Raw genomic sequence first — 22,513 nt, 5'->3', positions numbered from 1 at the left:
AGCCTGTGTCACCACTTTGGACGAGTTACGTCGGTCAGCCGTCCGCGCGAGAGGGACGGGATCACCACGCCTCCCGGACCGCTCGGCCGCCCGCCGAAGCACGCGTCGGCGCGTGCGGCCACGCGGGCGCGCACCGGGGGATGACTCCGGTGCGCGACCCGACATGTCGAGGGTACGGGAGTCGGGAGAGGCCGTGGAGCTACTGACCCACACGTCCCGGCTGGAGCACCTGGGTGAACAGCACGCTGCCGTCCTGTTCCCGCAGACGCACCGTCAACTCCCCGCTGTCGCCGTCGATGTCGACCTCGCCGAAGAACTGGTAGCCCTCGGCCGGCGAGACGTTGGAGGCCGTGGGCGCCTTGACGAAGACCCGGTCCGGTCCGAAGGTGCCGTCGAGGGCGCTCGCCGGGAACGCACCCGCGTTGAGCGGTCCGGAGACGAACTCCCAGAAGGGCTCGAAGTCCTTGAACGCGGCCCGCGACGGGTGGTAGTGCTGTGCCGAGGTGTGGTGCACGTCGGCCGTCAGCCACACCGTGCCGGTGATCCTCCGGTGCTTGACGAACCGCAGCAGTTCCGCGATCTGCAGTTCGCGGCCGAGCGGAGCGCCCGGGTCGCCCTGGGCGACGGCCTCGAAGTTCGGCTTGCCCTCACCCGGGTCGGGCACGACCAGCCCGAGCGGCATGTCGTTGGCGATCACCTTCCACACCGCGCGCGACGCGGCCAACTCGCGCTTGAGCCACTCCAGTTGTTCACGCCCGAGGATGCCCTGCGGGTCGGTGGTCTGGTCGTCGGCCGAGTTGGCGTTCCGGTAGGTACGCATGTCCAGCACGAACACGTCCAGCAGCGGGCCGTGGTGGACGGTCCGGTAGATCCTGCCGTCCGGGCGCCCGCTGATCGTGGAGATCGGGAAGTACTCGGAGAAGGCACGCCGGGAGCGGACCGCCAGGTCGTCGAGTGCCGTACCGGCCGGGTAGGGCGTGCCGGTCCCGATGACCTCTCCGGGGTACCAGTTGTTGCGGACCTCGTGGTCGTCCCACTGGATGATGTTCGGCACCTGGGCGTTGAACCGGCGCAGCGCGGAATCCAGCAGGTTGTAGCGGAAGTTGCCCCGGTAGTCGGCCAGGGTGACCGCGACGTGCGACTTCTCCTCGGTGGTGAGGCTCCGGTAGACGCCGCCGTCCGGAAGCGACGCGGTGGCCGCGATCGGGCCGTCGGCGTAGATGTTGTCGCCGCTGCACAGGAAGAAGTCCGGGTCCACCTTCGCCATGGCGTCGAAGATCCGGTAGCCGCCGATCGACTCGTTGATGCCCCAGCCCTGTCCGGCCAGGTCACCGGACCAGACGAACCGCACGTCCCGACGCCGTTTCGCGGGCGCGGTGCGGAAGGTGCCCGTCACCGGCTCGCCGGTACGCCGGGGGTCGTCGGCGTCGGCGAGCAGGACGCGGTAGTGGATCTGCTCGCCCGCCGGCAGCCCGCGCAGCCGTGTCGTACCGGTGAAGTCCGTGTCCGCGCCGAGCAACGGTCCGTGCCACCTGCGCGGGTTGCGGAACGACTCGGTCGCGGACGTCTCGACGATCATCCGGGCGGGACGGTCGGAACGGACCCACACCAGACCGGAGTCCGCGGTCACGTCGCCGGCCTGGACGCCCCAGCCGGCCTTCGGCCGTCCGGACAGGGCCAGCGCCGGGGCGGCCCCGAGCGCGGTGGGCAGCGCCAGCGCGGCCGAGGCGGCCAGCGTGCCGCGCAGCACGCCGCGGCGGCCGGGGAGCGGGAGGGGGCCTTGCGGACGGTGTGACATGAATGCGCCTCCAGGGACGGATCCGGCCGGTGTGCAAGGCCACAACTACTGGTGCGCCGCAGCGCGTACGGAAACCGAAAGTGAACAACTGGCCCCGCGGGCAGCGGAATCGGCGGCCACCTCCCGAGTCACGTGCGTCCTCCCGCGCCCGCACGGGTGGGTGAGCCGGGCGTCTCACGCGCTCCCCGGTAGGTTCCTCACCCGGGCCGCTCACCCGGCCGGCTCGGCCCGTACCGCCTCCGCCAGCAGCCGTACCCCTTCGCGGATCCGCGCGGGCGACCGGTGCGCGTATCCGAGGACCAGACGCACGCCGCCCGCGCTTACGGCCCGCTCGTAGTCCGTCAGCGGACGCACCGTCACCCCGGCCGCGGTGGCCCGCAGCAGGAAGTCGTCCCGAGGCCCATACCGTTCGGGCAGCGTGGCGATGACGTGCAGACCCGCCGCGATCCCGGACACCTCCGTGCCGGGGAAGTACTCCGCGAGGGCGGCGACGAGGGCGTCCCGCCGTTCCCGGTAGGCGCGCCGGCAACGGCGCAACTGCCGGTCGTAGTCGCCCCGTTCCACGAAACGCGCCAGGAGCGCCTGGTCGACGACGGGGTTCCCCAGATCCATGGTCCGCTTGCGCGCGACGACCTCCGGGGCGAGTGACGCCGGTACGAGCAGCCAGCCGAGCCGCAGACCGGGCGCGAGCGACTTGCTGACCGACCCCGTGTAGGCGACGCACTCGGGATCGAGCCCCTGAAGCGCCCCTACGGGAGCCCGGTCGTAGCGGAAGTCCCCGTCGTAGTCGTCCTCGATCACCAGCCCGTCCACCGAGCGTGCCCAGTCGAGGAGTTCGGTGCGGCGCCGCGCGGAGTACGCGATCCCCGAAGGGAACTGATGGGCGGGCGTCGTCACCACCGCCCGTACGCCTGACTCCAGCAGCGGTCCCATGGCGAGCCCCTCCCCGTCCAGGGGCAGCGGTACGGTGCCGACCGCGGCCGAGGCGTACAGGGCCTCGTGCTCCGGACTGCCGGGGTCCTCGACGCCGACGGCGCGCATCCCGCGCGCGCGGAGCACGAATCCGAGCAGCGTCATCGCCTGCGCGACCCCGGAGACCACGACCACGCGCTCCGGTTCCGCGACCACGCCACGGCGTCGCACGAGCAGTTCCGCCACAGCGGTGCGCAGCCGGGGCAGACCACGCGGATCCGGGTAACCCAGTGCGTGGTGCGGCAGTTCGGCGAGCACCCCGCGCTGGGTGGCGGCCCAGGCGGCGCGCGGGAACAGGGACAGGTCCGGTGTCCCGGGAAGGAAGTCGGCGCCGGCCCCGGTCGGCCGCGGGGCGAGATCGCGGGCGGCCGGGCGGCCCGCTCGAACGGCGTCGCCGACCCAGGTCCCCGCACCCCGGTCGCTGCGCAGATACCCCTCAGCGGTCAACTGCTCGTACGTCTCGGTGACCAGCCCCCGCGACACACCGAGATCGACGGCCAGTTCGCGGCTGGACGGCAGCCGGGTGCCCGGCGCCAGCCGGCCCGTACGGACCGCCTCCCGCAGCGCGGCCTGAAGCGCGCGGCCACGCGCGCGAGCCGGCGCCGAAGCGGCCGGCAGGAGCAGTTCCCAGGCCGCGCTCCACAGAGCGGGGCCCGCCGGGCCGGGACCGCTCGCGTCGCTTGCGGCCGGGGGACCCGGGGCGGCGTCGTCCGGCTCGCCGTGACTGGTCCCCGATGACGTCATGGAAGTGGACCTTAAACCGGACGGCGGCGCTTCGTAGCGTCACCGTCATGAACGCCACCACCCGGGGGTCGCTGCTCGCCGCCCTCGCCTGTGTTCTCGTCGGAGGCTCCTTCACCGCCAACAGTGTCCTGGGCCACTACCCGTACGCGGGGGGCCAGTTCCTGCGCTACGGCCTCGCCTGCGCGCTGCTGCTGCCGCTGGCCGGCCGCGACGGCGCGGCACCGCTGCGCCGGCTCGCGCCCCGCCAGTGGGCGCGGCTCGCGCTGCTCGCGGCCGTGGGCATGGTCGGGTTCAACCTCGCCGTGCTCGCGGCGGAACGCACGGCGGAACCGGCCGTCCCAGGGGTCTTCGTGGGCTGTGCGCCGGTCGTCGTGGCCGTGTTCCTCCCCCTCACCGAGGGGCGCCGCCCGCGGCGCCGGGTCCTGTACGGGGCGACGCTCGTCGCGCTGGGCGCCTGCACCGTCCAGGGCTGGGGCCGCACCGACGGGGCGGGCATCGTGTGCTCCGTGTGCGCGCTGGCCGGCGAGGTGGGCTTCGCGGTCCTCGCCGTGCCGGTGCTGCGCCCCCTGGGCCCACGGCTCCTGTCGGCCACCGTGTGCGGGATCGCCGCGCTCGAGTCCGCGGCGGCCGGGATCCTCGCCGACGGCCGCGGATGGCTGCGGACGCCGGACGCCGCCGAGGCCACCGCGCTGCTGTGGCAGGCGGTGGTGGTCACGGTGGTCGGCTTCGTGGCCTGGTACATGGGCGTGCAGCGCATCGGCGCGGAGCGCGCCACGCTCTTCTCCGGCCTCATCCCCGTCGCGGCGGCCTGGACGGCGCCGCTCGTCGGCACGGGCACGTACGGCGCCGCGCAGGCCGTCGGCAGTGTGCTGGTCGGTACGGGAGTGGCCCTCGGCTCCGGAGCACGAGGGCTCCGTGCCGCGAAACGCGCCCCTGCCGCCGGCGCGCCGTGTTCAGCGGCTGCCGTCCAGGATGACGCGGGCGACGAGCGCGGGGTCGTCGTTCATCGGGACGTGCCCGCAGCCGGGCAGCCGCACCAGCCGGGCCCGCGGAATGATCTGCTTGGCGCGGATGCCCTGACGGCGCACCAGCAGCCGGTCCCGGGTGCCCCAGGCCACGGTGACGGGCAGTCCCGGGACGTCGTCCGTGAACTGGACGTTGATACCGGCCCGCAGCGTCTCGGCGAATCCCTCGGCGTGGGCCAGCGCGAGGGTCTCGGCGACGACGGCCTCGGGTGAACGACGGCCGGGCCGGGCGTAGATGGTGCTGGTCAGAGCGGCCCGTCCGACCATGGTGCGCGAGAGACGTTCGACCGCGGGAAGCGGCAGGCGTCGCGCGCCCTGCCGCATCGCCAGCAGCACTCCGAACGCGTACCGTCGCTCGGCCGTCGTCCAGAATCCCGCGGGCGACAGCGCGGTGACGGACCGTACGAGCTTCTCGCGGCCCAGTTCCAGGGCCAGGAGTCCGCCCAGCGAGTTGCCCGCCACATGCGGCCGGTCGAGCTCCAGCGCCTCGCACAGCGCGCCGAGCACGGGCACCACCGTGCCGAGGTCGTGCGTGAGCCCGTCGGGCAGCGCCGGGGACGCGCCGAATCCGGGCAGGTCGACGGCTATCACCTCGCGCTCGGCGGCCAGGATGTGGACGACCGGGTCCCAGGCCTGCCGGTGGTGACCGATGCCGTGCAGCAGGAGCAGCGGTTCGCCGGTGCCCACGCGCGCGTAGGACATGGTCACGGTCTTCGGGCCGTGCGCGGAGGGGAGGCTGAAGGAGACCGTGGCGGACATGATGCTGCTCCTCGTCTGGTGGCACGCTGTCGGAACCAACGTCGTAGACAGCTTGTCAGCAACCGCTACCGACGGGTAGCCCCCGGTGGCCGGGAACCGCGCGACGTCCACGCGCGTGCCCGGCCCGCACGCCGCGCCCGCCCCGTACGCCCGTCAACTCGCCCCGCATGCCCTCGGATCGACCTCCCGTCGCTCCGCGCGGGGCGGAGCACGTGCCGCCTGGACAGGACGGGACGCGTCGGCTGGGATGGAGCCGTGACCACCGACACCGCGACCGAGGTCTTCGAAGAACACCGCTCCGTCCTCATGGGCGTCGCCTACCGCATGCTGGGGCGGGTGGCCGACGCGGAGGACGTGGTCCAGGAGGCCTGGCTCCGCTGGTCGGGCGCGGACCGGAGCGAGGTCCGCGAACCGCGCGGCTATCTGGTGCGCGTCACCACCCGGCTCGCCATCGACCGGCTGCGCCAGGTGCAGTCGCGCAACGAGGCCTACGTGGGCCCGTGGCTCCCCGAGCCGTACGTCACCGACTTCGGGGACACCGTCGCGGACACCGCCGAGCGGGCCGTGCTCGCCGACTCCGTTTCGCTCGCCGTCCTCGTCGTCCTGGAATCCTTGTCCCCCCTGGAACGCGCGGTGTTCGTGCTCAGGGAGGCCTTCGGCTTCCCGTACGCGGAGATCGCCGCCGTTCTGGACCGCGGCGAGCCGGCGGTGCGCCAGCTCGCCGGGCGGGCCCGCAAGCACGTCGGGGAAAGGCGCCCGCGCTACGAGGTCGACCCGGCCGAACGCCGTGATCTGACCGAACGGTTCCTCGCCGCGGCGGCGGAGGGGGACCTGGCGGGGCTCATGTCCCTGCTGGCCCCGGACGTCCGGCTGGTCGGCGACAGCGGCGGTCTGTCCAAGGCGCCGCTGCGGGTCATCGAAACGGCCGACAAGGTGGGCCGCTTCCTCCTCGGCGCCGCGCGGAAGGGCGCCCCCGACCTCTCCTTCCGCCTCCTGGAGCTCAACGGCGGCGCGGCGCTGCTGGCGCTGTCCGGGGACAAGCCCGACAGCGTCTTCCAACTCGATGTCGTGGACGGCCGGATCCAGTGCGTCTACATCGTGCGCAACCCGGAGAAGCTGGTGTCCCTGGGCAACCAGTAGTCGCACCGGCCCCTTACCAGCCGAAAGCCCCCGTCCTGAGGACGGGGGCTTTCGGCGTCATGTCACGAACATCGCCCAGCGCGAACGGTCCGTGAACGCTCCGCGGCACCCGCCTATGCAATGCGTAAGGGATCGAGGATTGGTCTTGACCAAGGGTGAGGGCGGCTTTATGGTCGCAGAGATAGTGCAGGAACCTTTAATAAACAAGGGCGCTAAACGCCGCCGGGCCACGGCGATTGCGGAGGACAGGGTGGGGACCACGCAGCTGGAAACGGTGCCGGAGCCTAAGTACTGGCATCTCAGGACAGTGCTCACCGAGGCACTGGACTCCGAGTTCTCGGTGGGGGAGATCCTGCCGAACGAGCGCGACCTCGCGGCCAGGTTCGGGGTCGCCCGGGCCACTCTGCGCCAGGCACTCGAACAGCTTGAGCTGGAAGGGCGTCTGCAGCGGCGCCGCGGAGTGGGCACCACGGTGGCCCCGCCGCGCGTGGGCGTGGCCGTCGGATCCGAGCAGCACGTGTGGCCGGGTGCGGTCGGCGACGCCTGGCAGCCCACGGACTGCGCGACGGCGGTTCCGCCCGCCTCGGTGGCCGACGCCCTGGAGACGGGCCACGACGTCGCGGTGCACACCGTCCGCCGTTCCCGGGGTACGCACGGCCAGCCGGTGGCCGCCGAGCTGCTCTACGTCCCGGCGTCCTCGGTGCCCGACCTCTCGGCGATAGACGCGCCCGCGGGGGCGGCACGCGCGCGTGCCGTGCTGCGCGAACTGCAGCGCCTCGACCTGGACGGCCAGGACCGCGCCGTCGAGCTCGGCTCGGCCCGCGCGGACGACGCCAAGGAGCTGGACCGGCTGCCCGGAGCACCCGTCCTCGTCGTCACGACCCGGTTCCACGCGCGGGGTCGTACCGCGGCGGTCTCCGTGGCCACGTACCGCGCGGACACCTGCCGGCTGACCTTCGGGGACTCCGGCGGCGTGGAGATCCACCACGACCCGGAGCGCCAAGCCTCCTGAACCCTGAAGCTCGGGCTGCCGCCGAGCCGCAGCCGTCGCGCCCCGGACACTCCGGGGCGCGACGGCTTTTCGCCAACCGGCCCTCGCCGGCCGCTCTTTGGCGTGGGGCCCACGTCGTAAGGACCGGCGTACGGCCCGGTGTGCGGTCTTCGTCGTAGGGCCCGGCGTGCGGTCCCCGGCGTCGAGCCGGGCCCCGCCGAGCGACCTTCAGTGGCGCGCCGTCACGGTCCCCTCCACCGCGAACAGCTCCTCCTCCACATGGTCGAGGGCCAGCCGCAGGGCACCCGTCGCGATGGCGGCCTCGCCCAGGAGGGAGAGCGTCACCTTGGGCGGCCGCAGACAGTAGCGGGCCAACTCGCGCCGCAGCGGCTCCAGTACGCCGTCCAGACCGGCCGCCCAGCCGCCGATCACGACGAGTTCGGGATCGAGGGCGAGGGCCAGCGCCGCCACGTCGTGCACGAGCCGCTGGATGAAGCGGTCGACCGCCGCGCGGGCCCGCTGGTCGCCGCCCTTGGCGAGCGCGAAGACCTCGGCGACGGCCTGCTCGTCGAGCGGGTGCAGCGGCTCGTCCGTGGTCGACAGCAGCGTCTCGGGGGTCGCCTCGCTGCCCAGCAGATGCAGCGCCCCGATCTCTCCGGCGGCGCCCCCGTATCCCCGGTGCAGCCGCCCGCCGATCAGCGAACCCGCGCCGGGGCTCAGCCCGGCCAGCACGAACACCACGTCGTCCGACTCGGTCGCCGAACCCTTCCAGTGCTCGGCGACCGCCGCCGCGTTGGCGTCGTTCTCCACCAGCACCGGGCACTTGAAGGAACGGCTCAGCCGCTCGCCCAGCCGCAGCCCCGTCCACTCCGGCAACGCCGTGCCCAGCCGTACGGTGCCGTCCGCCTCGACGATCCCGGGGCTTCCCACGCCCACCGCGCGCAGCGAGCTGCGGGCGACGCCGGCCCGGCGCAGCAGCTCGGCGACCGCCGTGCGCAGCCGGTCGAGCCGCTCGTCCGCCGGCGCCGCCTCGTCGACCTCCTTGGAGAGCGCGCCCAGGACACGTCCGTCCAGATCGGCCAGGAGCACGCTGACGCGGTGCGGACCGATCTCGAGACCCAGCAGATGGCCCGCCTCGGCCCGGAACCTGAACCGGCGTGCCGGGCGCCCCTGGCGCCGTGCGGCGCCCTCCTCGGCCGCCTTCTCGACCACGAGTCCGGCCTCGATCAGCCCTTCGACGACACCCTCGACCGTGGGCCGCGACAGCCCGGTCACCCGGGTGACCTCGGTGAGGGTCGCGCACTCAGTGGCCCGCAGCGCGTGCAGCACCACCGCGGAATTGATCCTTCGCAGCAGAGAAGGGTCCCCGCCGGTCAACCGCCCCAACGTCCGTCCTCCCAGCTAGCGCGCGTGTTGGCCGGATCGTACTCGCCGCGGAGCGCTCCGGCGAGGGCCGGGGACCCCTTCTTCACCGGCGGGTCGTTCTCAGCCCGGAGCCACGAACCCCGACTCGTACGCCGCGATCACCGCTTGAGTGCGGTCCCGGGCGCCCAGTTTCGCCAGTACGGCGCTGACGTGTGACTTCACCGTCTCCGTGCCGACCACCAGCCGCGCCGCGATCTCCGCGTTCGACAGCCCCCGCGCCATCAGCCGCAGCACGTCCGTCTCCCGCTCGGTCAGCGCGGCCCGCTCCATGGCCGCCCGTGCCACGGGACTGCCCGCGTCGTTTCCGTACGCGGCGGCCAACTGCCGTAAGGACGCGGGGAAGAGCAGGGACTCGCCCTCGGCGACCAGCCGTACGGCGTGCACGATCTCGGCGGGCCGTGCCCGCTTCAGCAGGAATCCGTCGGCACCCGCGCGCAGCGCCTCGTAGACGTACTCGTCGTTCTCGAACGTCGTCACCACGAGGATCTTCGGTGGATCGCTGACGGTCCGCAGCACCGCGCGGGTGGCCTCGATGCCGTCCATGAGGGGCATGCGGACGTCCATGGCGACCACGTCCGGCCGCAGCCGCCGTACCAGGGGGATCACCGCGGCGCCGTCGGCCGCCTCCCCGACGACCTCGATGTCCGGCTGCGACTCCAGGACGGCACGCAGCCCGGCCCGTACGAGGGGTTCGTCGTCGACGAGGAGAACGGTGACCGGCATCGGGCCAGCGTAGATCACGTCCTACGGACCGTCAGGGGCGCGGCCCGGCACCCGTCCGGACCACTGTGCGCGGCCGGTGCCGGCGGCATGGGTCAACCGGTGCCGTCCGGCACGGTTCCGTGGGTGCCGCCCGGCGGGGATCAGCGCAGCGGTAGGTCCACGCGCACCTGCCAGTCGCCCTCGTCGGGTCCGGTTCGCGCCCGTCCGCCGAGCAGCGCCGCCCGCTCCCGTATCCCGCGCAGACCGCTGCCGCGGCCCGGCCCCGGTACCTCCCCGTTCAGCGGGCTGCGGACCTCCAGGCCGAGGCTGCCGCCGTCGACCGCGATGCGCACCCGGACCGGCACACCGCCCGCGTGCCGCAGCACATTGGTGAGCGACTCCTGCAGGATGCGGTACCCCTCGCGGGACACCGGCCCCGGCACGGTCTCCAGTGGACCCGTCACCTCGGCGTCCACCGCCGCCCCCGAGGCGCGCGCCGAGTCCAGGAGCCGGTCGGCCTCGGTCAGCGTCGGTCTGCCGCTCGCCGGCCGCCCCGGCTCGCGCAGCACACCGAGCACCCGTTCGAGATCCTCCAGGGCGGCCCGGCCGGTGTCCTCGATGGCGCCGAGGGCCCGGTCGGTGAACGCGGGGTCGCCGGCCGCCCGCGCGGCGCCCGCCTGCACCACCGCCACCGTCAGCGCGTGACCGATCGAGTCGTGCAGTTCACGGGCGATGCGCGTGCGCTCCAGAAGCTGCTCGGTGCGCTCCTCCAGGGCGGAGAGCCGCTCGGCGGGGGACGGACCGAGAAGACGGCGCGCGACGGCCGTGGTCAGCTCGCCGAGGCCGACCACCCCTCCGTAGAGGGCGAGCAGCGGGAACGGGACGAGGAGCGCGTAGGCCCAGTGCGGATGGGACACCGACACGACCGGGCCGTCGACCGGGCTCCACGTCGCCCTGAGCGCGTCGACGGCGGTCGCCGGCAGCCAGACGGTGAGCACGCAGGCCGCCGCGCCCAACACCATCCGCGACTCCAGCCAGAGCACGGTCCGCCATCTGTCCCGCCACGTGGCCGAGGGCGTGACCGAGAGCGCCGCGTCCTCGCTGTCGCGCGCCAGCATGTGGCGCGCCTGCACCCCCTCGCCGCGCCGTACGGCCGGGATCAGCCCCAGCGGGATCAGCAGCGCCGCGGGCACCCAGGGCTTCGACATGTCGATGAACAGCCACACGCTGACGAACAGCATGGGCACCCACAGATGCAGCAGGCGTGTGTACGTCGTCCCCCGGCACAGCGGGCGCAGAAGGCGGGCCATCGCGCCATCGTGTCAGGCGGCACCGGCGGTCGGCCTCCCCCGGGCGGGGGAGACGATCTCCACCCGCGGGGGAGGTGACGACCGGTCGGCGACGGCCACGCTGAGCACATGACCAGCATCGACGTCCAAGACCTGACCAAGGAGTACGGCGGCAGGCGCGCCGTGGACCACCTCACCTTCCGTGTTCTCCCGGGCCGCGTCACCGGATTCCTCGGCCCCAACGGCGCCGGGAAGTCGACCACCATGCGGCTCGTCCTGGGCCTGGACCGGCCCACGTCCGGCAGCGCCCGCATCGGGGGCCGCGCCTACGCCGGCCTCCACGAGCCGCTGCGGCGCGTGGGTGCCCTGCTCGACGCGGGGGCCGCGCACGGATCGCGGACCGCCCGCGACCATCTGCGCGCGCTCGCCGCGAGCAACCGCGTACCCGAACGGCGTGTGGACGAGGTCCTCGAGGAGGCGGGACTCGCGTCGGTCGCGCGGCGCCGGGTGAAGACGTACTCACTGGGCATGCGCCAGCGTCTGGGCATCGCCGCCGCGCTCCTCGGCGACCCGCCCGTGGTGCTGCTGGACGAGCCGTCGAACGGGCTCGACCCCGAAGGCATCATCTGGATCCGGGAGTTGATGCGCGGGCTGGCCCGGGAGGGCCGCACGGTCCTCGTCTCCAGCCACCTCATGAACGAGACCGCGTCCTTCGCCGACCACCTCGTCGTCCTCGGCCGGGGCAGACTCCTCGCCGACACGCCCATGCGCGAGTTCATCGACGCGCGCGTACAGCCCCGGGTGCGGGTGCGCACCACGGAAGGGGCCGCGCTGGGCGACCTGCTAGCCCGGCACGGCATCGACGCGGTCCAGGGGGAGGACGGACGCTGGACCGCCCTCGACGCGCGCGTGGACGACATCGGGCGCCTCGCGGCGGCCGCGAACCTGCCCGTCCTCGAACTCGCGGCGGAGGAGGCGACGTTGGAACAGGCCTACCTGGATCTGACGACGAACGAGACCGAGTTCGCCGGCACGCCTGCCCCGACGCGGCCTCAGGAGGCCTGACCATGATGTTCGTCCCCGCACTCCACGCCGAGTGGATCAAGATCCGTACGCTGCGGTCGCTCGTCGGGGGACTGGTCGCCGTCCTCCTGGCCACCACGGCCTTCTCCGCGCTCGCGGGCCTCGACGACTCGGGGGACCAGGACTTCGACCCGCTGTTCTCGGTGTTCTTCGGCGTCAGCTTCGGGCAGATCGCGGCGATCACCTTCGGCGCGCAGGCGGTCTCGGCCGAGTTCCAGAGCGGCGCCCTGCGCGTCTCGCTCACCGCGGTCCCCGACCGTGTGCGATGGTTCCTCGCCAAGGCGGTGGCGATCGCCGGACCGGCGCTGGTGACCGGTCTGGTCACGGGAGGTGCGAGCCTGGCCGTGGGCACCTCGGTGCTGGGAGACAGGGCGAGCGGGCTGAGCGCGGGGGAGGAACTGCGCGGCGTCGTCGGCTGTGCCGTCTATCTGACGCTGATGGCCCTGTTCGCCGCGGGCCTCGCGGCCGTTCTGCGCAGCGGTGTCGCCACCCTGAGCATCCTCGTCCCGTTCCTCCTGATCGTGTCCTTCGTCGTCGGGGGAGCCTCGGGCACCGTGGCCGACTTCCTGCCCGACAAGGCGGGACAGGCGGTACTGCACGAATCGGCGGACGGCGGCCTCGGACCCTGGGCCGGGCTCGGGGTGACCGCGCTGTGGGCCGCCGGCGCACTGCTCGCGGGCGTGTGGAGCGTGCGCCGCCGGGACGCGTGACCCGGGGGCGCGTGACGCGGCGGGCTGACGCCGCCGGGACGCGTGATCCGGCGAGCTAACCGCGCCGGTCCCCGGCGGCGGCCGACCGCAGGCGTCCGAACTCCTCCGCCATCGTCGCGGCCGTCCAGTGCGCGTTGAGCCCACTGGGATTCGGCAGCACCCACACCCGGCTGGACCCGATCACGCGCTCCTGCGGGCCGATCGCCGCCCGGCGTTCGCCGAACGCCGACCTGTACGCGGTCACCCCCACCACCGCGAGCCGGCGCGGCCGCAGCCGCTCCACCTTCGCGACGAGCAGCCGGCCGCCCTCCCGGTACTCGTCCGGGGTCAGCTCGTCGGCCCGCGCCGTCGCCCGCGCCACCACGTTGGTGATGCCGAGCCCGTACGACAGCAGTTCGTCCTGTTCCGAGGGCTTCAACAGGCGGGGTGTGAAGCCCGACAGGTGGAGCACCGGCCAGAACCGGTTGCCGGGTCGCGCGAAATGATGGCCCGTGGCGGCCGTCATCAGACCGGGGTTGATACCGCAGAACAGAACGTCGAGGCCGTCCGCGACGACATCCGGCACGAGCCGGTCGCGGGCGGCCTCCAGGTCCGCGGGGGTCAGCCGCGTCAGAGGATCGCCCTCGGCGTGTAGCCCGCGGCCTCCGGGTGCTGCTTCACGATCTCCTCGACACGGGCGACGACGGCGGCGACCTGGTCGGCGGCGGCGCCCGTGAAGGACAGCTTGTCGGCCATCAGGTCGCCGAGCTGCGCGCGGTCGAGCGGGATGCGTTCGTCCGCGGCGAGTTTGTCCAGCAGCTCGTTGCGTTCGGCGCCCTGCTCGCGCATCGCGAGTGCGGAGGCGACCGCGTTCTCCTTGATCGCCTCGTGTGCGACCTCGCGGCCGACGCCGGCCCGCACCGCCCCCATCAGGACCTTGGTGGTGGCGAGGAACGGCAGGTAGCGGTCGAGCTCGCGGGCGACGACGGCGGGGAACGCGCCGAACTCGTCGAGAACGGTGAGGAAGGTCTCCAGCAGACCGTCGAGCGCGAAGAACGCGTCGGGCAGCGCGACCCGGCGCACCACCGAGCAGGAGACGTCGCCCTCGTTCCACTGGTCGCCCGCCAGCTCGCCGGTCATCGAGGCGTAGCCGCGCAGGATGACCATCAGACCGTTGACGCGCTCGCAGGAGCGGGTGTTCATCTTGTGCGGCATGGCGGACGAGCCGACCTGGCCCGGCTTGAAGCCCTCGGTGACCAGCTCGTGCCCGGCCATCAGCCGGATCGTCTTGGCCAGCGACGACGGGGCGGCCGCCAGTTGCACCAGCGCGGTGACGACCTCGTAGTCCAGCGACCGCGGATAGACCTGGCCGACGGAGGTGAAGGCCTGTGAGAAACCGAGGTGTCCGGCGACGCGCTGCTCCAGGTCCGCGAGCTTCGCCGCGTCCCCGTCCAGCAGGTCCAGCATGTCCTGCGCCGTGCCGACCGGGCCCTTGATGCCGCGCAGCGGGTAGCGGCCGAGCAGCTCCTCGACCCGGCCGTACGCGACGAGCAGCTCGTCGGCGGCGGTCGCGAAACGCTTGCCGAGGGTGGTCGCCTGCGCCGCGACGTTGTGCGAGCGGCCCGCCATGACCAGCTCGGCGTACTCGCCCGCGAGCTTGCCGAGCCGCGCCAGTACGGACACCGTGCGGTCGCGCATCAGCTCGAGCGAGAGCCGGATCTGCAGCTGCTCGACGTTCTCGGTGAGGTCCCGGGACGTCATGCCCTTGTGCACCTGCTCGTGCCCGGCGAGGTCGTTGAACTCCTCGATCCGCGCCTTCACGTCGTGCCGGGTGACCTTCTCGCGCTCGGCGATCGAGGCCAGGTCGACCTGGTCGAGGACCCGCTCGTAGTCGGCGATGGCGGCGTCCGGCACCTCGATCCCGAGGTCCTTCTGCGCCCGCAGCACGGCGAGCCAGAGCTGACGCTCCAGCCTCACCTTCTGCTCGGGGGACCAGAGCGTGGCGAGCTCGGCGGAGGCGTAGCGTCCGGCGAGGACGTTGGGGATACGGGGCTTTGCGGGCGCGGCAGTCACGTGTACGGATTCTACTGGCGATTCCTGCAGGCCAGCGCCGGGGGGTTTGTCGGAGGAAGCTACGAAAGCGCCCCGGGCCGCGCGGACCGCGTGCTGTCGCCGGCGTCGGCCGGCTCCGCGAGGCCGGCACGGGTACCGCTGCGCCGGCGGACCTCCGTACGGCGACGGAACGGAACGCCTACCCCAGCGGACCCTCGTACGGCAGCAGCTCCGGCCGTTTGGCCGGGCGTCCGTCGCCCGACGAGCGGCCCGTGAGCCGTCGGCCTATCCACGGCAGCAGGTGCTGCCTGGCGAAGCGGACGTCGGCGGTGCGGCGGGCCGTCCAGCCGGGCGGCGCCGTGGGCGGCACCGGCGCGTGCCAGTCGGGGTCCTCCGCCGCGAGGCCGAGTGTCTGCCAGACGGCCTCGGCGACCCTGCGGTGCCCGTCGGCCGTCAGGTGCAGCCGGTCCACGTCCCACATCCGGGGATCGGAGAGCGACGGCGCCCCGTACAGGTCGACGACGAGCGCACCGTGCCGCTTCGCCAGGTCGTCGACGAAGCCGAAGAGCTCCTCCATGCGCGGCCGGAACCGTTCGAGCACCGGGCCGTTGCGGCCCGGGCTGCGCATCAGGACGAGCTGCTCGCAGGCGGGGGCGAGCCGCTCCACGGCCTCCTCCAGCAGTCCGCGGACCCGCCCCATGTCGACCTTGGGGCGCAGGGTGTCGTTGAGGCCGCCGACCAGGGTGATCACGTCGGGCCGCATCGCGACCGCCACGTCCACCTGCTCGGCGACGATCTGCCCGATGAGCTTGCCGCGCACCGCGAGGTTGGCATAGCGGAAGCCGGGGGTCAGCGCGGCCATCCGGCCGGCCAGGATGTCCGCCCAGCCGCGGTACGTGCCGTCGGGCAACAGGTCCGACATGCCCTCGGTGAAGGAGTCGCCGACCGCGACAAGACTGGTGTAGGTGGCATTCGTCTGCATGGCGGAAAAGATGTTAACCCGCGCGCATACTCGTCGGTCGGTCGGGCCTCCGCGGTGCGGGGCCCGGCGTGAGAGCCCGCCGTGCAGCGGCCGGCGTCCGTCGCGCGGCGCCCGGCGTACGACGTGCCCCCCGCCTCGGCCGCCCCGCACCGACCGGCCGATGCGTCACACCGCCTGACCGAACAGCTCCCGCAGCACGTCCTCCATCGTCACCAGCCCCGAGAGACGTCCGTCGCCGCCCATGACCGCCGCGAGATGCGTCCGGCTGCGCCGCATCGCGGTGAGCACGTCGTCCAGCGGGGTGCTCTCCCGGACCCGCGCGATGGGCCGCATGTCCCGCACCTGGAACGGCACGTCGCGCGGTACCGCGTCCAGCGCGTCCTTGACGTGCAGATAGCCGACGATGTGGCGCCCCTCGTCCACCACCGGGAAGCGCGAGAACCCGGACTCGGCGGACAGCCGCTCCAGCCCCTCGGGGGTGACGCCCACACTCGCGTACACGACGCCCTCCAGCGGGAGGACGACGTCGCGCACGGGCCGGCGCCCGAGCTCCAGGACGTCGTGCAGCCGCTCCTGGGCACGGTCGTCGATGAGCCCGGCCGCTCCGGAGTCCTTGACCAGCCGGGCCAGTTCGTCGTCGGAGAAGGCCGCCGCGACCTCGTCCCTCGTCTCGACCCGCAGCAGTGCCAGCAGGCCGTTGGCGAAGGCGTTGACGGTGAAGATCACCGGGCGCAGGGCGCGGGAGAGCCCGACCAGGGGCGGCCCGAGCACCAGCGCGGTGCGCACCGGCTCCGCGAGCGCGATGTTCTTCGGGACCATCTCGCCGAACAGCATGTGCAGATACGTCGCCAGGGTGAGCGCGATCACGAACGAGACCGCGTGACCCGCGCCCTGCGACACACCCGCGGCGTGGAACACCGGCTCAAGCAGGTGCGCGATCGCGGGCTCGGCCACGATACCGAGGACCAGCGTGCACAGGGTGATGCCCAGCTGCGCGGCCGCCAGCAGCGCGGACACGTGCTCCAGACCCCACAGCACACTGCTCGCCCTGCGGTCGCCCCGCTCGGCATGGGGCTCGATCTGGCTGCGGCGCACCGAGATCAGCGCGAACTCGGCGCCCACGAAGAAGGCGTTCACGACCAGTGTCGCCAGGCCGATCAGCAGTTGTACGGCGGTCATCGCGTCCCTTCCTCGTGCTGGTCGAGCGGTGCGTGCAGCAGCACCCGTGCGGCCCGCCGCCCCGAGGCGTCCACCACCTGGAGCTGCCACCCGGCGACCTCGACGCTGTCCCCGACGGCCGGGATGCGGCCGAGTTCGGTCGCGAGGAAGCCGGCCAGCGTCTCGTACGGGCCGTCCGGGACACGCAGCCCGAGGCGGGCCAGCTGGTCCGTGCGGGCCGCCCCGTCGGCCGAGTACAGGCTGCGCCCCTCGCTGTCGGCGTCGGCCGGGGCCAGGCCGGGGGTCTCGTGGGGGTCGTGCTCGTCGCGGACCTCGCCGACGACCTCCTCGACGATGTCCTCCAGGGTGGCGACCCCGGCCGTGCCGCCGTACTCGTCGATGACGACGGCCATGGTGCGCTTGCCGGAGAGCCGGTCGAGCAGCCGGTCGACGGTCAGCGACTCCGGTACGAACAGCGGCTCGCGCATGATCTGGGAGACGGGGGTGCGGACCCTGCGCTCGGCGGGCAGTGCCAGGACGTCCTTGATGTGCGCGATGCCGACGACGGCGTCGAGACTGCCGCGGTGCACCGGGAAGCGGGACAGGCCGGTCGCCCGCGTCGCGTTCGCCACGTCCTCGCAGGTCGCCTGGATGTCCAGCGCGATGACCTGGACGCGCGGGGTCATCACGTTCTCCGCGGACAGGTCGGCGAGGTTCAGTGTGCGCACGAACAGCTCCGCGGTGTCCGCCTCCAGGGCGCCCTGCTTGGCGGAGTGCCGGGCGAGGGCCACCAGCTCCTGGGGCCCGCGCGCGGAGGCCAGCTCCTCGGCGGGTTCGAGGCCGAAACGGCGTACGACACGGTTCGCGGTGTTGTTGAGGTGCGTGATGAACGGACGGAACGCGGCGCTGAACCAGCGCTGTGGCGTCGCCACCCGCCTGGCCATGGCGAGCGGCGCGGAGATCGCCCAGTTCTTGGGCACCAGTTCGCCGACGACCATCAGGAAGAGGGTCGACAGCGCCGTACCGATGACCAGGGCCACCGACATCGACGCGGAGGGGGAGATCCCGGCCGACTTCAGAGGCCCGGCGAGGAGCTTGGCGATCGACGACTCGGAGAGCATGCCGACGACCAGATTGGTGACGGTGATGCCGAGCTGGGCGCCGGAGAGCTGGAAGGTGAGGTTCCGCACGGCCTTGAGGGCGCCCGCGGCGCCGCGCTCGCCGCGTTCGACGGCACGCTCCAGCTCGCTGCGCTCGACCGTGGTCAGCGAGAACTCCGCCGCGACGAAGGCGCCGCAGGCCAGCGAGAGCAGTACCGCCACCAGCAGGAGGAGTACTTCGGTCATCGGGTCACCTCCGTCCCATGATCGGCCAGGGTCGGGGGGATCGCGCGATGTCGGGTACCGGGAGGTTCGCCCATGGGCGGACGCTCACACCTTTCACTGAACCGACCGGGTCGGCCGAGCCGACGCAGCCATTGGAGGAAGTGGTGATCTGACGATCCTCCAATGGTAAAGGATGGGCAAAGAGCCGTCTCCGGCGGGGCGGGGCCTAGCCGGTGAGCGGTTTCACCCACCGTCGCCATGCCTCCTCCGGCGCGTACCCGGCCGCCCGCCACGCATGCTGCGCGGTCTCGTTCCGGCGCAGCACCATCGCGTCCCCGCGCCGCCCCCCGAGCCGTACGAACCGTTCCTCGGCCGCGGCGAGCAGCGCCGAGCCGATCCCGAGCCGCCGCCGCCCGGGATGGACCGCCAGCCGGTACAGATGGCAGCGCCAGCCGTCGAAGCCCGCGATCACCGTCCCCACGAGTTCTCCCTCCCGCTCGGCGAGGATCAGCGCCTCGGGGTCACGGGCGACCAGCCGCTCCACGCCGTCCCGGTCGTCACTGATGCTCGTGCCCTCGGCGGCGGCCTTCCAGAAGGCCAGCACGGTGTCGAGGTCCTCGGGCGTCGCGGGCCGGATGATCAGGTCGGTCATGCGCCGATCCCATCACGCGCCCCCAGGGGCGACCCGGAATTCCACGATCTGGGATGCCATGATCCGGACGGCCCCGGGGGCAGGTCGCTGCACACGCCTCGAGGACAGGTCGCGGGACATGCCTGAGGACAGGTCACAGGACACGCCTGAGGGCGGATCGCAGGAACACGGCCGCGGGCACGCCCCGGCCGCGCGCCGATCGCCCGCGTCACGTTCCGCGCAACGCCTCCACGACGGGCGCGAACACCTCCATGTTCGGCTCCAGCACCGTCAGGTAGGAGAACCCGTACCGCTCCCGCAGCCTCCGCACCCGCTCCACCACCTGCCCCGACGTGCCCACCAGGACGATCGGCAGCTCCAGGACCCGGTCCTCGGTCAGCCCCGGTAGGCGGGGGAGCCAGGGCCGGACCGCGGCGCGGGGGTCGTCGGTGACGGCGACGATCTGGATCAGCAGGTTGAACTCGGCGGGTGCCTCGCGTCCCGCGGCGTGTTCCCGGTACACGGCGACGCGTTCGTCGAGTTCCTCGGCGGTGAGCGGTTGCAGCGTTCCGCCCGGTGTGGTGCGCGCTCCGGTGAACGCGACGATGTCCGCGTGCTCGGCGGCCAGCCGCAGCATCCGGTCGCCGTTCGCGCCGATCAGCAGAGGCACGCGGGGCTGCTGCACGGCCCGCGGCTGGTGTTCGTCCGGACCGAGGAGCCGGTCGAGCTCCTCCACCGTGCGCAGGAGACGGTCGACACGCTCTCCCGCCGAGCCCCAGGGGAGGCCCGCCGCGTCGTGTTCCGCCCGGATGTACCCGGTACCGAGCCCGAGTTCGAGACGGCCGCCCGTGAGGGCGTCCGTGCCGGCCACCTCGCGCGCCAGCAGCGTGGGGTTCCAGAAGCCGGAGTTGAGCACGAAGGTGCCCAGGCGCGGGCGTGCGGTGGCCGCCGCCGCGGCCACCAGGGACGGGAACGGGGCGGGCATGCCCAGATGGTCGGGGACCAGGATCACGTCGTAGCCGAGTTCCTCGGCCCGGCGGCACTTCGCGCGCCACGCGTCGGCGGGCGCGGGGGAGAGCAGGTTGACACCGAAACGGAAGGGGCGCGCGGACGACGGCACGAACTCTCCTCACTCACGGGCGACTTGTCCTCAAGGGGGCGCGGAGCGGACCGCGCATCTCACTCGTGCGCGATCGCCGCCAGCACGTTCATGCGCGACGCCCGCAGCGCCGGCAGCAGTGCCGCGACGACGCCCACGACGGCCGAACCCACCACCACCGCGACGACGGTGGCCCAGGGAACGGCGAACGCCGTCAGGCCCTGGAGCGCGAGCACCTGCTGTACACAGACGCCCCAGACCAGCCCCAGCACGAGACCGAGGACCGCGCCGAACACGGCGATCACCACCGACTCCAGGCGGATCATCCGGCGCAACTGGCGGCGGCCGAGGCCGATGGCGCGCAGCAGTCCGATCTCCCGGGTGCGCTCGACGACCGACAGGGCCAGGGTGTTGACCACACCGAGCACCGCGATGACGATCGCGAGTCCGAGCAGCGCGTACACGAGGTAGAGCAGTACCGCGATCTGGTCGTGGACCAGCTTCTTGTAGTCGGCCTGGTCGCGCACCTGTACCTGCGGATACGGCTCGAGCGTCTTCTCCAGCAGGGGGCGCAGCCGGTCGGCGCCCGTGCCCGCAGCCGCGTTCACGTACAGCGTGGAGTCCTGTCCGCCCGGCACGTACTTCTCGATCGTGCCGAAACCGGCGTACAGCCCGCCCTGCATGCCGAACCCCTCGGCGGACTCCTGGTCGGTGAGCGCGGCCACCGTCAGCTCGGCGTGCCGCCCGGCGGGGAACTCGACGGGGACGGTGCTGCCCACCCGAACGCCGTGCTCGCGCGCGAACTTCGCGTCCATGGCGAGATGCCCCGCGCCCAGCGCCGCCGCGGTGTCCCCCTGGGCATAGGTGAGATGGGCGACGTCGTCGAGCTGTGGATCGTAGCCCGCGGCGGTCGTCTCGATCCGCTTGCCGTCCGGCAGCCGCACCGCGACCGGGGTGAACCGCTGGCGGACGACGAGAGCGACGCCGTCCGTGCCCCGCACCCTGTCGGTGACCTCCGGCGAGAACGGCACGAAGTTGCTGTTCTGGATGACGAAGTCGGCGCCCAGCGTCTTGTCGATCTGCTGGTCGAAGGACTTGCTCATGGAGGCGCTCGCCACGGACATCCCGCCGACCAGGGCCAGGCCCACCATCAGGGCGGACGCGGTGGCACCGGTGCGCCGGGGATTGCGCAGCGCGTTGCGCTGGCTCATCCGGCCGACCGACCCGAACAGCGCCGGGAAGGCCCCGCCCAGAACCTTGATCACCGGTCGGACCAGGAGCGGGCCCGCGATCACCGTCGCCACGAGGGTCAGTACGACCCCGAGTCCCAGCAGCGAGCCGGCCGTCGAGGTCTTCGACGCCGCGACGCACCCGCCGAGCGCGGCGACGCCCGCCAGCCCCACGACCGAGCCCGCGACCCCCCGCACGCGCAACGGCCTTCCCAGTCCCGCGACCTCGGCGTCCGCGAGGGCCGCCATCGGGGAGACCCCGGCCGCGCGGCGGGCGGGGAGGTACGCCGCCACGAAGGTGACGCCCACCCCGACGACGTACGACGCGACGGGGGTCCCCCAACCGATCACCATCTCGGTCGACTTCAGGTTCATCCCGAACGCGGTCATCAGTTTGATCAGCCCGAGGGCGAGCCCGATCCCCGCGGCCAGACCGAGCGTCGAGCCGACCAGTCCGAGCAGCAGCGCCTCGGTCAGCACGGACCGCCGCACCTGCCGCCGGTCGGCGCCCAGCGCACGCAACAGGCCCAGCTCGCGCGTGCGTTGGGCGATGAGCATCGAGAAGGTGTTGACGATGAGGAAGACACCGACGAGCACGGCGATCCCGGCGAAGCCGAGCATCACGTACTTGATGACGTCCAGGAAGCCGCCGAGTTGTGCGGCGGCGTCCTTGGCCTGTTCGTCGGCCGTCTTCAAGTCGTACGTCTTCGTGCCGAGTTCGGCCGCGACGTGCTGCTTGAGCACGGCGTCGTCGACGCCGGGCGCCGCGTCCAGCGAGATGCTCGTGGCGGCGGCGGTGCTGCCCAGCAGCCTGGTCTGCGCGGTCGGGGTGTCGAGGAACAGCAGCGCGGCACCGGGGTTGGTGGTGGTGAAGGTGGCGATGCCGACGATCCGCACCTCGAACGTGCCGGGTTGCGCCTGCACCGTCAGGGTGTCGCCCATGCGGACGTGCTTGCGGTCGGCGGTGTCCGCGTCGAGCAGCGCCTCGTCGGCGCCGTGCGGAGCGTGGCCGGAGGTCAGCTTCACCGGACTGCGTTCGCTGGGCTGCCAGTTGGTGGCGATGGTCGGTGCGCCGGAGGTCGGCCCGACCGACTCGTTCCCGCGGTCGACGATGGTGAGGTTCTCGACGGCCGCGTCGACATGGGCGGCCGCGACGCCGTCGACCTTCGCCAGCCGGTCCGCGAGCGAGGCGGGCAGGGTCGGGGTGGCGCCGGTCGGGATCTGTGAGTCGAGGTCGTTCCTGGGCGACACGGTCACATCCGCCGAGGTGGAGGCGAAGAGCCGGTCGAAGGTACGGGTGACCGTGTCCGAGAAGATCAGGCTGCCGGCGACGAACGCCACGGACAGCACGACGGCCAGCGCGGAGAGGAGCAGCCGCCCCTTGTGGGCGAGGAAGCTGCGCAGAGTCGCCTTGAGCACG

Annotated in this window: 18 protein-coding genes and 1 pseudogene; 5 read left to right on the top strand and 14 right to left on the bottom strand. The window is 72.9% G+C overall.

Translation table 11 applies throughout. The features are described from left to right. Positions 1–199 precede the first annotated feature (199 nt). Positions 200–1,798, bottom strand: a complete 1,599-nt coding sequence (locus HEP85_RS06955) for an alkaline phosphatase (protein ID WP_168527013.1) — start codon at positions 1,796–1,798, stop codon at positions 200–202. Between the two features lie 210 nt (positions 1,799–2,008). Continuing rightward, positions 2,009–3,514 (bottom strand): PLP-dependent aminotransferase family protein, encoded by a 1,506-nt coding sequence (locus tag HEP85_RS06950; RefSeq protein WP_329286052.1) that lies wholly within the window; start codon positions 3,512–3,514, stop codon positions 2,009–2,011. On the opposite strand from HEP85_RS06950, the pseudogene HEP85_RS06945 reads away from it, so the two are divergent. Further along, positions 3,505–4,395: pseudogene (locus HEP85_RS06945) on the top strand (DMT family transporter); the annotation flags it as partial. The gene HEP85_RS06950 and the pseudogene HEP85_RS06945 sit on opposite strands and share 10 nt — an antisense overlap. 72 nt (positions 4,396–4,467) lie before the next feature. Here the strand turns inward: HEP85_RS06945 and HEP85_RS06940 are convergent. After that, entirely contained in the window at positions 4,468–5,298 is an 831-nt protein-coding gene (locus HEP85_RS06940) for an alpha/beta fold hydrolase (RefSeq protein ID WP_168527012.1), read from the bottom strand. A 255-nt stretch (positions 5,299–5,553) separates the two neighbouring features. Between HEP85_RS06940 and HEP85_RS06935 the strand changes: the two genes are divergently transcribed. Beyond that, positions 5,554–6,438, top strand: coding sequence for an RNA polymerase sigma-70 factor (locus tag HEP85_RS06935; protein WP_329286048.1), 885 nt, complete (start codon positions 5,554–5,556; stop codon positions 6,436–6,438). A 250-nt stretch (positions 6,439–6,688) separates the two neighbouring features. Further along, complete coding sequence (locus tag HEP85_RS06930) at positions 6,689–7,450, top strand: GntR family transcriptional regulator (RefSeq protein ID WP_168533399.1); 762 nt, start codon at positions 6,689–6,691, stop codon at positions 7,448–7,450. 207 nt (positions 7,451–7,657) lie between these two features. Here HEP85_RS06930 and HEP85_RS06925 read toward each other — a convergent pair whose 3' ends face one another. From HEP85_RS06925 to HEP85_RS06915, 3 genes are all read right to left on the bottom strand, one after another. Further along, positions 7,658–8,815: an ROK family transcriptional regulator gene (locus HEP85_RS06925; RefSeq protein WP_168527010.1), complete on the bottom strand. Its 1,158-nt coding sequence runs from the start codon at positions 8,813–8,815 to the stop codon at positions 7,658–7,660. 99 nt (positions 8,816–8,914) lie between these two features. Next, positions 8,915–9,577 carry a response regulator transcription factor gene (locus HEP85_RS06920; RefSeq protein WP_168527009.1) on the bottom strand — a complete coding sequence of 221 codons (663 nt, stop codon included), beginning with the start codon at positions 9,575–9,577 and terminating at the stop codon, positions 8,915–8,917. A 140-nt stretch (positions 9,578–9,717) separates the two neighbouring features. Beyond that, entirely contained in the window at positions 9,718–10,866 is a 1,149-nt protein-coding gene (locus tag HEP85_RS06915; RefSeq protein WP_168527008.1) for a sensor histidine kinase, read from the bottom strand. 108 nt (positions 10,867–10,974) lie between these two features. Between HEP85_RS06915 and HEP85_RS06910 the strand changes: the two genes are divergently transcribed. Further along, positions 10,975–11,910 carry an ABC transporter ATP-binding protein gene (locus HEP85_RS06910; RefSeq protein WP_168527007.1) on the top strand — a complete coding sequence of 312 codons (936 nt, stop codon included), beginning with the start codon at positions 10,975–10,977 and terminating at the stop codon, positions 11,908–11,910. Between the two features lie 2 nt (positions 11,911–11,912). Next, positions 11,913–12,638 carry an ABC transporter permease subunit gene (locus HEP85_RS06905; RefSeq protein WP_168527006.1) on the top strand — a complete coding sequence of 242 codons (726 nt, stop codon included), beginning with the start codon at positions 11,913–11,915 and terminating at the stop codon, positions 12,636–12,638. Positions 12,639–12,693: 55 nt separating this feature from the next. Here HEP85_RS06905 and mug read toward each other — a convergent pair whose 3' ends face one another. From mug to HEP85_RS06865, 8 genes are all read right to left on the bottom strand, one after another. Next, positions 12,694–13,251, bottom strand: coding sequence for a G/U mismatch-specific DNA glycosylase (gene mug / locus HEP85_RS06900; protein ID WP_168533397.1), 558 nt, complete (start codon positions 13,249–13,251; stop codon positions 12,694–12,696). Beyond that, complete coding sequence (gene purB / locus HEP85_RS06895; protein WP_168527005.1) at positions 13,248–14,690, bottom strand: adenylosuccinate lyase; 1,443 nt, start codon at positions 14,688–14,690, stop codon at positions 13,248–13,250. Before purB ends, mug begins: the two co-directional genes overlap by 4 nt. Before the next feature lie 178 nt (positions 14,691–14,868). Next, positions 14,869–15,651 (bottom strand): SGNH/GDSL hydrolase family protein, encoded by a 783-nt coding sequence (locus HEP85_RS06890; RefSeq protein ID WP_168527004.1) that lies wholly within the window; start codon positions 15,649–15,651, stop codon positions 14,869–14,871. Positions 15,652–15,816: 165 nt separating this feature from the next. Beyond that, complete coding sequence (locus HEP85_RS06885; RefSeq protein ID WP_168527003.1) at positions 15,817–16,830, bottom strand: hemolysin family protein; 1,014 nt, start codon at positions 16,828–16,830, stop codon at positions 15,817–15,819. After that, positions 16,827–18,155: a hemolysin family protein gene (locus HEP85_RS06880; protein WP_168527002.1), complete on the bottom strand. Its 1,329-nt coding sequence runs from the start codon at positions 18,153–18,155 to the stop codon at positions 16,827–16,829. Before HEP85_RS06880 ends, HEP85_RS06885 begins: the two co-directional genes overlap by 4 nt. Before the next feature lie 205 nt (positions 18,156–18,360). Then, positions 18,361–18,786, bottom strand: a complete 426-nt coding sequence (locus tag HEP85_RS06875; protein WP_168527001.1) for a GNAT family N-acetyltransferase — start codon at positions 18,784–18,786, stop codon at positions 18,361–18,363. Positions 18,787–18,994: 208 nt separating this feature from the next. Continuing rightward, the gene (locus HEP85_RS06870; protein WP_168527000.1) at positions 18,995–19,885 is read right to left on the bottom strand and encodes an LLM class F420-dependent oxidoreductase; all 891 of its coding nucleotides are present in this window, start codon (positions 19,883–19,885) and stop codon (positions 18,995–18,997) included. 59 nt (positions 19,886–19,944) lie between these two features. Further along, the gene (locus HEP85_RS06865) at positions 19,945–22,512 is read right to left on the bottom strand and encodes an ABC transporter permease (protein ID WP_168526999.1); all 2,568 of its coding nucleotides are present in this window, start codon (positions 22,510–22,512) and stop codon (positions 19,945–19,947) included. Between the last annotated feature and the right edge of the window lies 1 nt (position 22,513).

Origin of the sequence: Streptomyces sp. RPA4-2, assembly GCF_012273515.2 — a bacterium.
Lineage (GTDB): Bacteria > Actinomycetota > Actinomycetes > Streptomycetales > Streptomycetaceae > Streptomyces > Streptomyces kaempferi.
This window is presented reverse-complemented; position numbering and strand designations above follow the sequence as displayed.

Excerpts from the sequence above, each read along its gene's own strand:
- HEP85_RS06910 (WP_168527007.1), top strand. The coding sequence starts at position 10,975 with ATGACCAGCATCGACGTCCAAGACCTGACCAAGGAGTACGGCGGCAGG.
- HEP85_RS06950 (WP_329286052.1), bottom strand. The coding sequence starts at position 3,514 with ATGACGTCATCGGGGACCAGTCACGGCGAGCCGGACGACGCCGCCCCG.
- HEP85_RS06905 (WP_168527006.1), top strand. The coding sequence starts at position 11,913 with ATGATGTTCGTCCCCGCACTCCACGCCGAGTGGATCAAGATCCGTACG.
- HEP85_RS06890 (WP_168527004.1), bottom strand. The coding sequence starts at position 15,651 with ATGCAGACGAATGCCACCTACACCAGTCTTGTCGCGGTCGGCGACTCC.
- HEP85_RS06955 (WP_168527013.1), bottom strand. The coding sequence starts at position 1,798 with ATGTCACACCGTCCGCAAGGCCCCCTCCCGCTCCCCGGCCGCCGCGGC.
- HEP85_RS06885 (WP_168527003.1), bottom strand. The coding sequence starts at position 16,830 with ATGACCGCCGTACAACTGCTGATCGGCCTGGCGACACTGGTCGTGAAC.
- HEP85_RS06880 (WP_168527002.1), bottom strand. The coding sequence starts at position 18,155 with ATGACCGAAGTACTCCTCCTGCTGGTGGCGGTACTGCTCTCGCTGGCC.
- HEP85_RS06920 (WP_168527009.1), bottom strand. The coding sequence starts at position 9,577 with ATGCCGGTCACCGTTCTCCTCGTCGACGACGAACCCCTCGTACGGGCC.
- HEP85_RS06875 (WP_168527001.1), bottom strand. The coding sequence starts at position 18,786 with ATGACCGACCTGATCATCCGGCCCGCGACGCCCGAGGACCTCGACACC.
- HEP85_RS06940 (WP_168527012.1), bottom strand. The coding sequence starts at position 5,298 with ATGTCCGCCACGGTCTCCTTCAGCCTCCCCTCCGCGCACGGCCCGAAG.
- HEP85_RS06915 (WP_168527008.1), bottom strand. The coding sequence starts at position 10,866 with ATGGCCCGCCTTCTGCGCCCGCTGTGCCGGGGGACGACGTACACACGC.